The sequence below is a fragment of the Flavobacterium sp. HJSW_4 genome, from assembly GCF_042436695.1.
Lineage (GTDB): Bacteria > Bacteroidota > Bacteroidia > Flavobacteriales > Flavobacteriaceae > Flavobacterium.
This window is the reverse complement of the sequence record NZ_JBHNPP010000005.1, coordinates 78,765-91,300: the sequence shown is the minus strand read 5'-3', so window position 1 is coordinate 91,300 and position 12,536 is coordinate 78,765. Positions and strand designations below refer to the sequence as shown.

Sequence of the window (12,536 nt, the reverse complement as noted above, 5' to 3'; positions counted from 1 at the left end):
GTTTTATCAAATGCGACAAAAAAGCGGCGCTCAAATTGGTTTATGTAAAAAAAATTAGGTTTATGTTGGTTTAAAAAAGCAGTATGGATAAAGGGCTTTTTGTAAGTTAATTCTGTTTTTTAAAATTATACTGCTAAGCTTTTTTTGGAAGTTTTTTGCTGTTTTTGAGGGGCAATTTTCGGACTATTTTATGTCAGTTTTGGAGCCTCTTTTTATGATTTTTTTCTTGTAAAATCATTCGTTTTTATTGACCTATTTTTCATGTTTATTAATGTTTAGATTATTAACTATTCAAAACTAGATAAAAAGCAAAACCGTTAATCGAAAATACACTTTCTGAGCTTTTTAATGGAAAAATAAACACGTAAAGTATTGTAAAACAATATATTGTGATGGGTACTATACTTGGTATAATTTATAAATTGTATGTGGTATAATTAATAAAATGTATGTGTTCATGTGATTTTTATCAATAAAAACCCCAATCTTTGCAGTGTAATTATGATTTAAAAACGATCAAAAACGATGTTAAAACTGGTCCAAAAATTTCTGCAAATCAATCGCTACTCAGACATCAAAAATGAGTTCAAGGATCTGTTTTTGTCTCATCCAAATTATCCGAGTTTGTTTGCCATTACAGATTCGTTTGATTTGCTTTCTGTGGAGAATGCAGCAGTAAGAGTTTCGAAAGAGCAGATTGAAGATTTGCCTTCAAACTTTTTGGCGTATTTTAAGGACGAATTAATTTTGGTCGAAAAGATTAAAAGCGGTGTTAGAATCACAACCACAAAAAAAGGAACGCAAAAATTATCTTATGATAAATTCCTTTTGGACTGGAATGGTGTTATTGTTGCCATTGAGCCAAACAATGTAGTAGCAAGAGAGAATCTAAAAGTGGAATATAATTGGTTGAAATATTTTATGCCACTTGGACTTGTAGCAGGATTGTCTTTTTTCTATAATCGTTTTGATCTTTTTAGCGCTTCGTTTTTGGTAACATCGGTTCTTGGTTTAGTTGTAAGTATATTTATTGTGCAAGAGAAATGGGGAGTTAAAAACACAGTAATTTCTAAATTTTGTAATTTAAGTTCTAATTCTTCTTGTCACGCTGTAATAAGTTTCAATGATGATATTGCCAATAGATGGTTGAGTTTTTCAGATTTGCCTTTGCTTTTCTTTAGTTCAAGTATCGTTGCAATATTAGTTCAGCCTTTAAGCTCATCTATTTTTGTTGGATTTTTAAGTCTGTTGGCTATTCCAATAATAGTATGTTCTATCTGGATTCAAAAATTTGAGATTCAAAAATGGTGCATCATGTGCCTAGCAATATCATTTTTAATATTGGTTCAGAGTATTGTTTGGTTTTCATCAGATCTTTTTACGTTGAGTTTTAGTTTCAATGAAATTTTTCCTTACGTATTTTCTTTATTGCTTTTAATCCCAATTTGGGCAGCAGTTAAAGTGATGATCAGAAAAATGCTTGACAATGAAAGTTCTTTAAAAGAGCTGAAAAAATTTAAAAGAAATTATTCGTTATTAAACTTCTTATCTAAAAAGGTAAAATATACAAAAGGATTTGAAGATTTAAGAGGTTTGACATTTGGGAATAAAAATGCAGGAGTAAAACTTTCTGTAATTCTTAGCCCAAGCTGCGGACATTGTTATAAAACTTTTCAAGAAGCTTTTGATCTAGTATTGAAGTTTCCAGACAAAATATTTTTGAACGTTCTTTTTAATATTAATCCAGAAAACAACGACAATCCTTATAAAGCTGTTGTTGAAAGACTTCTAACTATAAACAGAACAACACCTGGAAAAACAGTTGAAGCAATTTCAGATTGGTATATAAAAAGAATGCCACACAAAAAATGGCTTAAAAAATGGAATGTTGATTCTGTAAGCATGATGATAAATCAGGAAATTCAGAAACAATACGATTGGTGCTCTATGAACAATTTTAATTATACACCGATTAAAATTGTAAACGAAAGGCTGTTTCCAAATGAATATGAATTGAACGAGTTGAAATATTTCTTAAATGATTTTGTAGAGGAAGTTCAAGTTTTGGAAAAAATAGCTTAAGAAGAATAAACAGAAGTTTCGACTGTTAAAAATAGAAACGGTTAACCCAAATTAAAAAACCTGCAGACATGTTAAAGAACATTTTGAAATTGAAAGGTGCAGTAGAATTGACTGCGAGTGAGCTAAAAACAATAAATGGAGATCATGCTCCAATTTGTGAGGACGGATTTAAAGCTAAAAGATGTACAGAATTTGGGACTGTGCCAGCATACTGGAACTGCATACCAAATAATTACGTTGGAAGCTGCTAAAGAAGATTTTTTGAGCATCAAGTTGTTGAATATTTGAGGCTTAATCCCAGAAAACGTAAATAACTAGTTATGTTAGAAAAAATTTTAAAAAGCAAAGAAACAAGAAAGCTGACAAAAAAAGAGCAGAAAAACATTTTGGGTAGTGAATATTCACAAGAGCTCAATTGTAATGATGCCGGTGTCGAGAAATATTATGCTTGCTAATTTTAATTTTAAAATAGTAACAGAGAAAAACGACTCTATTGCTATCTAAAAAGAATGGTACTAAATTATGCTAAAAAAGATTTTAAACCTAGAAGGTGTTCAGTTCATTAACAAAAGTGATCAGAAAACCATAAAAGGAGGAATTCCAGAATGCTGGGTTTATGCTTTGCAAGCAGGATGCATTTTAATACCGCCAGGCGAAACTTGTCCGCTAAATACATCATCAGGTATTTGTGATACAAGTCGTCTTTGTTGTTGATTTTTAACTTTTTTAAAAGTAACCGATATAGCCTTATTTAGAATTTAGTCATGTTTTTTTTGAATGTATAGGCGCTCGATCGTGGAACATTGAGCATATTCTCAGTATTGATGATTGGTACTGAGATTCTTAGGAGTTGGCCGCTGGGTTAGTTTTATTTGGTTAGGGTAACCGCGGCCATGTCCTAAAGAAATTGTGTTGCTAAAATTTGTTTTTAAATATGAAACAGAGAAGATTTATATCTTCTCTGTTTTTTTATGGATTAACAAGAATTTTTTTTCTTAAATTGGTCGGGAATAAATCAAACTAAATTGAAAAAATTCACTCATTATAGACAAGCAGATCGCAAAGATTGTGGCCCTACATGTTTAAAAATTATTGCTAAATATTACGGTAAAACAATCAATATTCAGGAGTTGAGAGATTTTAGCGAAACAACTCGTGAAGGAAGCAATTTGCTTTTTCTTAGTGACGCTGCCGAGAAAATCGGATTTAGAACTCTAGGTGTAAAATTGTCTATAAAAAGAATTGAAGAAGCTCCGCTGCCTTGCATTCTGCATTGGAATAAAGACCATTATGTGGTGCTTTATAAAATTAAAAAAGGCAAATATTATATTTCAGATCCTGCTTTTGGCCTTTTAGAATACAATAAAGAAGAGTTTGCGAAGTTTTGGATCGGTAATAATGCTGATGAAGAAACAAAAGAAGGAATCGCATTATTGATAGAAGCAACACCTAAGTTTTTTCAATCTGATTTTGATAAAGAAGAGAATTCAGGACTCGGTTTTAAATTTCTTTCCCAATATCTATTTCAATACAAATCATTTCTTATTCAGCTTGCTATCGGACTATTTGCGAGCAGTTTACTCAATCTGATTTTTCCGTTTTTGACTCAAAGTATTGTCGATGTCGGAATCCAAAATCAGAATATACATTTTATTTATTTAATTCTCTTTGCAATGCTTTTCGTTTTTGCAGGAAGAACAGGATTAGAGCTCATTAGAAGCTGGATTTTACTTCATTTATCGACTCGGATTAATATTTCTCTTATTTCAGATTTCTTCATCAAATTGATGAATTTGCCTATTTCTTTTTTTGACGTAAGAATGACAGGAGATATTATGCAGCGCATAAACGATCATCGGCGTATCGAAAAAATATTAACCACATCTTCGCTTAATGTTCTCTTTTCTGTGATTAATATGTTTGTTATGGGAGCTGTTTTAGCCTATTTCAATCTGCAAATTTTTTTAGTCTTTTTTGCGGGAAGTTTACTTTATTTTGGCTGGATCGTTCTGTTTTTAAAAAGAAGAGAAGTATTAGATTATAAGCGATTTGCGGAAGTTTCAAACGAACAGAGCAAGGTGATGGAACTCATAAACGGAATGCAGGAAATTAAGCTTCATAACGCCGAAAAACAAAAGCGTTGGGGTTGGGAATATGTTCAGGCAAGACTTTTTAGAGTTTCGATAAAAGGACTGGTTTTAGAACAGACGCAGACCATTGGTTCTTCAATTATAAATGAATTAAAAAATATATTTATCATTTTTCTATCGGCCAAATTGGTAATCGATGGTTCTATAACTCTCGGTATGATGCTTGCCATAAGCGCCATTGTAGGGAGTTTAAATGGCCCGATTACGCAATTAATCGAATTTGTAAGAGAATTGCAGGATGCAAAAATTTCGTTGGCCAGATTGTCTGAAATTCATGAAAAAGAAGATGAAGTGCAACAGGAAATTAGCCAGACCAATGATGTTCCGCAAAATGTAGATATCGAAATTAAAAATCTTTCTTTTAGGTATTTAGGTTCAGATACTCCGGTTTTAGATAATTTAAGTTTGTTAATTCCGTGCAATAAAGTGACTGCGATAGTCGGCGTTAGCGGAAGCGGAAAAACAACTTTAATGAAACTGCTTTTGAAGTTCTATGAACCCGAAAAAGGAGAAGTTCTTATTGGAAATGCACAGCTAAAAAATATATCGCAAAGTGCCTGGAGATCTAATGTTGGCGCGGTAATGCAAGAAGGTTTTATTTTTAGCGATACCATTGCCAACAATATTGCTTTTGGAGTGGATAAAGTTGATAAAGAGAAATTGCTCTATGCAGTAGATGTGGCAAATATTAAAGAATATGTCAGTGAATTGCCTTTGGGTTTTAATACCAAAATAGGAGCAGAAGGGCTGGGAATGAGCACCGGACAAAAGCAGCGTTTATTAATCGCAAGAGCGGTTTATAAAAATCCTGAAGTTTTATTTTTTGATGAAGCGACTTCGGCATTAGATGCCAATAATGAAAAGGAAATTATGAAAAAGCTCGATGTTTTTTTCAAAGATAAAACCGTGGTTGTAATTGCGCATCGACTGAGTACGGTTATGAATGCAGATCAGATTGTGGTTTTAGACAAAGGAAAAATCATCGAAATCGGAAGCCATTCAGCATTGGTGGAACAAAAAGGGAATTATTTCGAATTGGTAAAAAATCAACTTCAATTAGGAAATTAATCATGAACGAAGATACATTTGAATTAAGAAGCGAAGAGGTTCAGGATATCTTGACCAAAGTGCCACATTGGATGATACGATGGGGAACTGTTTTGATATTTGCCATTATTATCATGCTGTTTTTTGTTTCTTGGTTTGTCAAATATCCCGATGTTGTGAAAACTGAAATTGTAATTACAACTAATATTCCGCCAGAGAAAATAGTGTCAAAATCTTCTGGACGCATTGAAGCCATTTTAGTTAAAAACAAAACACTGGTTTCTAAAAACAGCACATTAGCTATTATTGAAAACACGGCCAATTACAAAGATGTTTTTCTTTTAAAAAGTATTGTAGACGGTTATAATATTAATAATCCAAAAAAAGAATTTCCTTTCGATGTTTTAAAAAATACACAATTGGGAGAGATTGAAAGCGCTTTTGCTATTTTTCAAAAAGATTATCAGGCGCAGGAACTGAATAAAGATCTGCATCCTTTTCAAGTCGAAAGGAGCGCGCAGCAATCTGAAAAAATTCAAATAACAGAAAGATTAGAGATTCTGCAGCAGCAGAAAGGAATTAACGAAAGAGAATTGGAACTTCAAAAAAATGAAGTTGCCCGTTTTGAAACCTTATTCAATAAAGGTATTGTTTCGGCTCAGGAAATGGAAGTTAAAAAACTAACTTTTCTTCAAGCGCAAAAGAATTATAGAAGCTTATTGTCGTCAATTTCCCAATTAAGGTCTTCTTTGATTGACAACACAAAATCGAGTCAGAATTCGCAAATAAATAGCACTAAAGAAGAAGCTAATCTTGGGCGCAGTGTTTCACAATCTTTTTATCAGTTAAAAAAAGTAATACGCGATTGGGAATTGGCCTATGCGCTGAAATCTTCAATCAGCGGTAAGGTTACTTTTCTGCAGGTTTGGAATGAAAATCAGACCATAAATGTTGGCGATAATGTATTTTCTATTATTCCAGACGCAAAAAATAGTTTTATTGGAAAAGTGAAAGCTCCAGCTTTGAATTCTGGAAAAATAAAAGTAGGGCAAAGAGTCAACATTCGTTTGGCAAATTACCCGGATCGCGAATTTGGCGTGCTGAAAGGCGAAATCAAAAATATTTCTCTAGTACCAGATAAAGATGGAAATCTACTGATTGATGTTGCACTTCCAAAAGGACTAAAAACATCTTACGATAAACAGATCACTTTTCAGCAGGAAATGAAAGGAAGCGCAGAAATTGTAACCGAAGATTTGCGCCTTATTGAACGAATTTTATATCAATTTAAAAACATTTTTGAACAAGTTTAACCAATAACGATAACTAACCAGCCACAAATTTTAAATGAAAAAAACACTACTCATTGCTTTTGTATTATTATTTCAATTTTCTTTTTCTAAACCAATAACCGAAATCCAAAAGTTAGCGACAGCTTGCAAAGTCTGGGGTTTCTTAAAGTATTATCATCCGAATGTTGCTGATGGAAGTAAAAATTGGGATGATCAGTTGTTTCAGATTTTACCGAAAGTAGAAGAAGCGAAGACTTCTGAGGAATTTTCGTTAGTTATTGAAAACTGGCTTTCTTCGTTGGGAGAAGTTAAAGCGAATGAAACAAGAAAATCTCTTCTGAAAAAAGAGTATTTCGATAAGAATTTTGATTTGTCTTGGATTAGTAAAAATGATTTGTTTTCTAAATCTCTTTCTCAAAAATTAAAATTTATTGAAGAAAACAGAATTCAAGGCAAACAATATTACGTGAATTTTGAGCTTAATACAGGAAATACACCTCTTCAGTTTAATAACGAAATAAAATATGCTGATTTTAAATGGACGGATAAAAATTTACGTCTTTTAGCTGTTTTTAGATATTGGAATTACATCGAATATTTTTTTCCATACAAATATCAAATGGATGAAAATTGGGATAAAGTGTTGACAGAAATGCTTCCAAGATTTTATGCGCCAGATTCTGAAAAAGATTTTGATTTGGCAATGCGCGAAATTTCCATAAAACTAAATGACACTCATGCTTCGACTAGCATGCCTCAATTATTCGAATATTTTGGAGATAAATTTATTCCGGCTGATGTTAGTATTATAGATGAAAAAGCAATTGTAGTTAGCTTAAAAAATGATTCTTTAGCAAAAGTTAGCGATATTAAAATTGGGGATGTATTTACGAAAGTTAATGGAAAAACGATAGCAGATCTTTTAAAAGAAAACAGAAAATATGTTGAAGGATCTAATGAACCATCTGTTTTAAAAAATGCTTATTGGACTATTTTTAATGGAAAATCAGATGTGGTAGAAGTAGAGTTTATTCGAAATGGAAAGTCTGAAGTGAAATCTATTAAACGCTACAAATATCAAGATTTAAAAATTAAGTTTCCAAAACAGGAAAAATGGAAAATTTTAGAAGGAAATATTGGCTATGTTAATTATGATGCATTAGAAGAAAGTGATGTTCCAGATTTGATATCGGCATTAAATAACACAAATGCTGTTATTTTTGATAATCGAGAACGCCCGCACGATGTAATGTATGCAATTTCAGATTGGTTAAATTCGGAGCCGAAAGAATTTGTAAAATTCTTAGATCCAGATGTGAGTTATCCAGGGCGTTATTTATGGAGAAACGAAATTTTAAAGTGTGGAAAAAATAATCCAGAGCATTACAAAGGAAAAGTAATTGTTTTAATAAATGAAAAAGCAGTAAGCCATGCAGAGCTTAACGCGATGAGTTTGCAAACTGTTCCGAAAGTTAAAGTAATTGGAAGTCAGACAGGCGGTGCAGATGGTGCAAATTATAGATTTTTAATCATTAAAGGATTTAGTTCGTCGTTTACTTGTTTTGGTGTTTTTTACCCAAATAAGAAAGAAACACAACGAATTGGAATTGTTCCTGATATTGAAGTAAAACCAACTATTTTAGGAATTCAGCAAGGAAAGGATGAGGTTTTGGAAAGAGCTGTTCTTTTTGCTAAAAATGGAAAATAATGATTTATAATTTGCAAAATCAATATATGAAAAAGATCATCTTTTTTGCTTTAATGCTTTTAGGGGCTTTAAGTTATGCTCAAAAATTAGATTGTAGTAAATTTAAGAATATCAAATTTGGCGCGCCAGCATTTCCGAATGAATATATTATTCGAAAAGATTCAATTCAAGAAGGTTATATGGATGGAAAGGTGCAAACCGTTTGGACTGTCAAATGGTTAACAGGTTGTAAAGTTGAAGCAGTTTGTGTTAAAAATTTCGGATCACCAGATATTAAAGTTGGAGACCGATATATTTCTGAATTTATTGATATCTCTGATGATTGTTTCACCGTTTCGATGCTTTATTTTGATGGTCAAAATCCAAACGGAATGGATTTTACGCGAGGTTTTTGCATCATGAAAGATTAACTTCTAAACTATAATCTTTGTCAAAGTTTTAAACTTTGACAAAGATGTTTTTACATCTTTAAATAAAAATCTTTAGTCAGTTCAATATATTCTGGGGTATAAACATGACGATCGATTTCGATAATTAATTCATCGATTTCAATTTCAGCAGTTTCATTTCGGCTAAAAGCCAATAAACTACGTTTGGTTTCAGATTTTGGAGTGCCTTTTACTCGGGTAATTTTTGAGGGATATAATTCGAATTCTTTTGCTAAAGCCGTAAATTTTTCTTCTTCTTTGAAAGGAATAATTATAGCCAGAATTCCATTTTCTGAAAGTAATAAATCGGCAGCTTCAACAATCTCTTCAAAAGGCATTGCATCTTGAAAACGAGCTAAATCGCGTTGTTCGTTTTCAGTTTTATAATCTTCAGCATAAAAAGGCGGATTCGAAACAATCAAATCATATTCGTCTTCAGGTTCTTCGATAAACTCATCCAAACCAGCATGAAAACAGAATAATCGATCGCCCCAAGGAGAAGTTTCAAAATTTTCTACAGCTTGTTCGTAAGCGTCTTCATCAATTTCAAGCGCATCAATTTGTTCCGCATGACTTCTTTGTGCCAGCATTAAAGCAATAATTCCAGTTCCAGCACCAATATCCAAAACACTAAACGGATTATGATGAACAGGAGCCCAAGCGCCAAGTAAAACACCATCTGTGCCTACTTTCATAGCGCAACGATCTTGATTGATAGAGAATTGCTTAAATTTAAACATGATGAAAATTTTTAAGTTCAGTTAGAAAACTGAACACTTAAAACTGTGACTGAATACTTCTTAAAGGTACATTTCCACAAGACCTTCAGGAAGATCCATGATTACTTTTTTGTTCTCGCGATCAATTTTCACAAGGAAATTATCGATCATTGGAACTAAGATTTCAACTTCGCCATTTAAAACTTCAAAAAGAGGCTGAGCAGTTGAATCATTTATAGAAGTTATTTTTCCGAAAACGCCTAAACGTTTGTCTTCGATTTCAAAACCAATAACTTCGTGGAAGTAAAATTTGTTGCCTGTAAGTTTTGGCAACATAGTTAAAGGAAGATAGATAGCGTTTCCAACAAGTGCGTCTGCATCTTCTTCGTTGTTTACATCTTCAAAACGAACTCTTAAAAAATCGTTTTTGTGTAAAGAACTAGTTTCAATAAAAAAAGGAACCAAGTGTTTGTTGTGTTCAACAAACACTGATTCCAGATTTTCGTATAACTCAGGTTCGTCTGTGTCTAAATAGATCAGAACTTCACCTTTGAAACTAAATTTTTTAGCGATTTTACCTAAATAAAAACAGTCTTCTTTACGCATTATCGCTAAGTAAAATTATGCTTCAGTTGTTTCGTTATTCTCTTCAGCAGCAGGAGCTTCTTCAGTAGCTTCAGCAACTTCTTCTGTAGCCTCAGCAGCTTGTGCAGCGGCAGCAGCTTCAGCTTGAGCAGCAGCGGCATCAGCAACACGTTTAGCGTTAACTTCTTTCTCTGCTTTTAATGCTGTAGCTTTAGCATCAGCTTTAGCTTTAGATAAACCATCTTTTTTAGCATCAACTTTACCAGCTTTTGCTTCTAACCATGCAGTTAATTTAGCATCTGCTTGCTCTTGTGTTAAAGCACCTTTACGAACTCCTCCATCAAGGTGGTGTTTCAATAAAGCACCTTTGTAAGAAAGGATAGCTCTTGCAGTATCAGTTGGTTGAGCACCATTGTGTAACCATTTAACTGCGCTGTCAAGGTTTAACTCAACAGTTGCTGGGTTAGTGTTTGGATTGTAAGTACCGATTTTCTCTAAGTATTTACCATCTCTTTTTGAGCGTGCATCTGCAGCTACTACCCAGTAAAAAGGTTTTCCTTTTTTACCGTGTCTTTGTAATCTAATTTTTACTGACATAATCTAATTGATTAAATTTTGAGGTACTCGACCTCTGTTAATTAAGGGCGCAAAGATATAATTTTTTTACGAAAAACACGTTTTAAAAGTCATTAAATATATCGGAGCTGTTTTTTTAGCATTTTTTTGACTTTTTAATTGAAGTATTGGGCTCTTAAATGCAATACTTTTGTATCAAATTCATTTTAAATATGAAAAAATACTTTTACTTTTTATCGTTTTTACTTCTGTTTGTGTCCTGTGAAGAGGATATAAAATTTAATAATCCAGCTTTTCAAACCTTAAAAGACAATACTTTTTGGCGGGCTCAAGTTTATCAAGCCGGAGCAGAATCAAATGGTTCTTTTATTATTGAAGGTGCTTTAGGCTTAGAACAAATAAGTTTTCAGCTTCCTGAACCATTTGAAAAAACATTTGTTTTAGGTGTAGATGATGCTACAAAAGTGATTTATAAAAACAGGTATAAAGGGCAAGAAGCAGAATTTAGTACAGGAGCAGGTAAAGGAAATGGAGAAATCATCGTTACAGAATATAATACAGTTGAAAACACTATTTCTGGCACGTTTAAATTTACAGCAGTTAATGCTGATTCTGGAGCCGAAAAACAAACAATGCATTTTTCGGAAGGCGTATTTTACAAAATTCCAATAACACCGCAAGAGAATTTTAATCTTGTCAATTCTAATTAAAAAAGGGATCAGCTTTATGTTGATCCCTTTTTTGTTGTTTTTGTTTCAGGTTTCACGTTCCAACAACTTGAAACTTTAAACCTGAAACAAATAAACTATTATATGTTAGCAGCTAACCAGTCACCAACTTCTTTAGTACCGTAAGCTTTTCCTCCGTTAGCTAAATCTTCAGTAACTACTCCAGCTTCTAAAGCTTTGTTTACAGCATCTCTCATTGCTTTTCCTTCTTCCATCAATCCGAAGTTTTCGAACATCATAGCAGCCGATAAAACAGTAGCCATTGGATTTGCAATGTTCAATCCTGTAGCTTGTGGATATGAACCGTGAATAGGCTCAAATAAAGACACTTCAGCTCCCATAGATGCAGAAGGCATTAATCCCATTGAACCAGAAATTACAGAAGCTTCGTCAGTTAAGATATCTCCAAATAAATTCTCAGTAATTAAAACGTCATAAGAATTTGGCCACTGAACCAAACGCATTGCAACAGCATCAACAAACTCGTATGAAACTTCAACTTCTGGATAATCTTTTTCCATAGCTTGAACCGTTTCTCTCCACAAACGAGAAGTTTCCAAAACGTTTGCTTTATCAACGCAACATAGTTTTTTAGAACGTGTCATTGCTAATTCGAAACCTTTTTTAGCTAAACGTTGTACTTCAGCTCTTGTGTAAACACAGTTGTCGAAAGCAGTGTCGCCACCGTCTTTTCTTCCTTTTTCACCGAAGTAAATTCCACCAGTTAATTCTCTTAAGAAAACTAAATCAGTTCCTTCGATTCTTTCTCTTTTTAAAGGAGATTTATCTAATAAAGAAGGGAATGTAAAAGTTGGTCTTACGTTTGCAAACAAACCTAATGCTTTACGCATTTTCAACAAACCTTGCTCTGGACGTACCGGCGCAGAAGGATCGTTATCATATTTAGGGTGACCGATCGCTCCAAAAAGAACGGCATCAGCATTTTTACAAACTTCGTGTGTTGAATCTGGATAAGGTTCACCTACTGCATCAATTGCGGCAGCACCAGTTAAGGCTGGTTTCCAAGTAATTTCATGTCCAAATTTTTGTGCAACAGCATCTGATACTTTTACCGCTTGATCAATTACTTCTGGTCCAATTCCATCTCCGGCTAAAAGGGCTATGTTTAATTTCATTCTATATTTTTTTAAAAGGTTTAAAGGTTCAAAGGGACAAAGGTTCAAAGGGTGTTGGGATTAAAACTATATTTTAGCCTTTGTC

General features: G+C 33.1%; 13 protein-coding genes. 9 read left to right on the top strand and 4 right to left on the bottom strand.

The features are described 5' to 3' along the window. The first annotated feature begins 525 nt into the window (after positions 1-525). From ACE01P_RS06475 to ACE01P_RS06440, 8 genes are all read left to right on the top strand, one after another. Positions 526-2,082, top strand: a complete 1,557-nt coding sequence (locus ACE01P_RS06475; RefSeq protein ID WP_379695472.1) for a vitamin K epoxide reductase family protein — start codon at positions 526-528, stop codon at positions 2,080-2,082. A 68-nt stretch (positions 2,083-2,150) separates the two neighbouring features. Beyond that, positions 2,151-2,333: a hypothetical protein gene (locus ACE01P_RS06470; protein ID WP_379695470.1), complete on the top strand. Its 183-nt coding sequence runs from the start codon at positions 2,151-2,153 to the stop codon at positions 2,331-2,333. 69 nt (positions 2,334-2,402) lie between these two features. After that, positions 2,403-2,537 carry a hypothetical protein gene (locus ACE01P_RS06465; protein ID WP_379695468.1) on the top strand — a complete coding sequence of 45 codons (135 nt, stop codon included), beginning with the start codon at positions 2,403-2,405 and terminating at the stop codon, positions 2,535-2,537. Between the two features lie 67 nt (positions 2,538-2,604). Next, positions 2,605-2,796, top strand: a complete 192-nt coding sequence (locus tag ACE01P_RS06460) for a hypothetical protein (protein WP_379695466.1) — start codon at positions 2,605-2,607, stop codon at positions 2,794-2,796. A gap of 311 nt (positions 2,797-3,107) precedes the next feature. Continuing rightward, the gene (locus ACE01P_RS06455) at positions 3,108-5,300 is read left to right on the top strand and encodes a peptidase domain-containing ABC transporter (protein WP_379695463.1); all 2,193 of its coding nucleotides are present in this window, start codon (positions 3,108-3,110) and stop codon (positions 5,298-5,300) included. A gap of 2 nt (positions 5,301-5,302) precedes the next feature. Then, a complete protein-coding gene (locus ACE01P_RS06450; protein WP_379695460.1) occupies positions 5,303-6,592 on the top strand; it encodes an HlyD family secretion protein in 1,290 nt (429 codons plus the stop codon). Positions 6,593-6,626: 34 nt separating this feature from the next. Next, positions 6,627-8,279, top strand: coding sequence for a S41 family peptidase (locus ACE01P_RS06445; protein WP_379695458.1), 1,653 nt, complete (start codon positions 6,627-6,629; stop codon positions 8,277-8,279). A gap of 26 nt (positions 8,280-8,305) precedes the next feature. Then, the gene (locus ACE01P_RS06440) at positions 8,306-8,689 is read left to right on the top strand and encodes a hypothetical protein (RefSeq protein WP_379695456.1); all 384 of its coding nucleotides are present in this window, start codon (positions 8,306-8,308) and stop codon (positions 8,687-8,689) included. 50 nt (positions 8,690-8,739) lie between these two features. Here the strand turns inward: ACE01P_RS06440 and ACE01P_RS06435 are convergent, their stop codons facing one another. From ACE01P_RS06435 to ACE01P_RS06425, 3 genes are read right to left on the bottom strand one after another with little or no spacing between them, the layout of a single operon-like run. Then, positions 8,740-9,447, bottom strand: coding sequence for a tRNA1(Val) (adenine(37)-N6)-methyltransferase (locus ACE01P_RS06435; protein ID WP_379695454.1), 708 nt, complete (start codon positions 9,445-9,447; stop codon positions 8,740-8,742). Positions 9,448-9,507: 60 nt separating this feature from the next. Continuing rightward, positions 9,508-10,032 carry a ribosome maturation factor RimM gene (gene rimM / locus ACE01P_RS06430; RefSeq protein WP_379695452.1) on the bottom strand — a complete coding sequence of 175 codons (525 nt, stop codon included), beginning with the start codon at positions 10,030-10,032 and terminating at the stop codon, positions 9,508-9,510. A 15-nt stretch (positions 10,033-10,047) separates the two neighbouring features. Beyond that, positions 10,048-10,608, bottom strand: a complete 561-nt coding sequence (locus ACE01P_RS06425; protein ID WP_144215896.1) for a 30S ribosomal protein S16 — start codon at positions 10,606-10,608, stop codon at positions 10,048-10,050. 191 nt (positions 10,609-10,799) lie between these two features. Between ACE01P_RS06425 and ACE01P_RS06420 the strand changes: the two genes are divergently transcribed. Beyond that, on the top strand, positions 10,800-11,297 hold the full coding sequence (locus ACE01P_RS06420) for a DUF6252 family protein (RefSeq protein ID WP_379695450.1): 498 nt from the start codon (positions 10,800-10,802) through the stop codon (positions 11,295-11,297). 98 nt (positions 11,298-11,395) lie between these two features. Here ACE01P_RS06420 and leuB read toward each other — a convergent pair whose 3' ends face one another. Next, positions 11,396-12,451 carry a 3-isopropylmalate dehydrogenase gene (leuB, locus tag ACE01P_RS06415; RefSeq protein ID WP_379695447.1) on the bottom strand — a complete coding sequence of 352 codons (1,056 nt, stop codon included), beginning with the start codon at positions 12,449-12,451 and terminating at the stop codon, positions 11,396-11,398. Between the last annotated feature and the right edge of the window lie 85 nt (positions 12,452-12,536).

Excerpts from the sequence above, each read along its gene's own strand:
- ACE01P_RS06475 (WP_379695472.1), top strand. The coding sequence starts at position 526 with ATGTTAAAACTGGTCCAAAAATTTCTGCAAATCAATCGCTACTCAGAC.
- ACE01P_RS06470 (WP_379695470.1), top strand. The coding sequence starts at position 2,151 with ATGTTAAAGAACATTTTGAAATTGAAAGGTGCAGTAGAATTGACTGCG.
- ACE01P_RS06465 (WP_379695468.1), top strand. The coding sequence starts at position 2,403 with ATGTTAGAAAAAATTTTAAAAAGCAAAGAAACAAGAAAGCTGACAAAA.
- ACE01P_RS06460 (WP_379695466.1), top strand. The coding sequence starts at position 2,605 with ATGCTAAAAAAGATTTTAAACCTAGAAGGTGTTCAGTTCATTAACAAA.
- ACE01P_RS06450 (WP_379695460.1), top strand. The coding sequence starts at position 5,303 with ATGAACGAAGATACATTTGAATTAAGAAGCGAAGAGGTTCAGGATATC.
- ACE01P_RS06445 (WP_379695458.1), top strand. The coding sequence starts at position 6,627 with ATGAAAAAAACACTACTCATTGCTTTTGTATTATTATTTCAATTTTCT.
- ACE01P_RS06440 (WP_379695456.1), top strand. The coding sequence starts at position 8,306 with ATGAAAAAGATCATCTTTTTTGCTTTAATGCTTTTAGGGGCTTTAAGT.
- ACE01P_RS06435 (WP_379695454.1), bottom strand. The coding sequence starts at position 9,447 with ATGTTTAAATTTAAGCAATTCTCTATCAATCAAGATCGTTGCGCTATG.
- rimM (WP_379695452.1), bottom strand. The coding sequence starts at position 10,032 with ATGCGTAAAGAAGACTGTTTTTATTTAGGTAAAATCGCTAAAAAATTT.
- ACE01P_RS06425 (WP_144215896.1), bottom strand. The coding sequence starts at position 10,608 with ATGTCAGTAAAAATTAGATTACAAAGACACGGTAAAAAAGGAAAACCT.
- ACE01P_RS06420 (WP_379695450.1), top strand. The coding sequence starts at position 10,800 with ATGAAAAAATACTTTTACTTTTTATCGTTTTTACTTCTGTTTGTGTCC.
- leuB (WP_379695447.1), bottom strand. The coding sequence starts at position 12,451 with ATGAAATTAAACATAGCCCTTTTAGCCGGAGATGGAATTGGACCAGAA.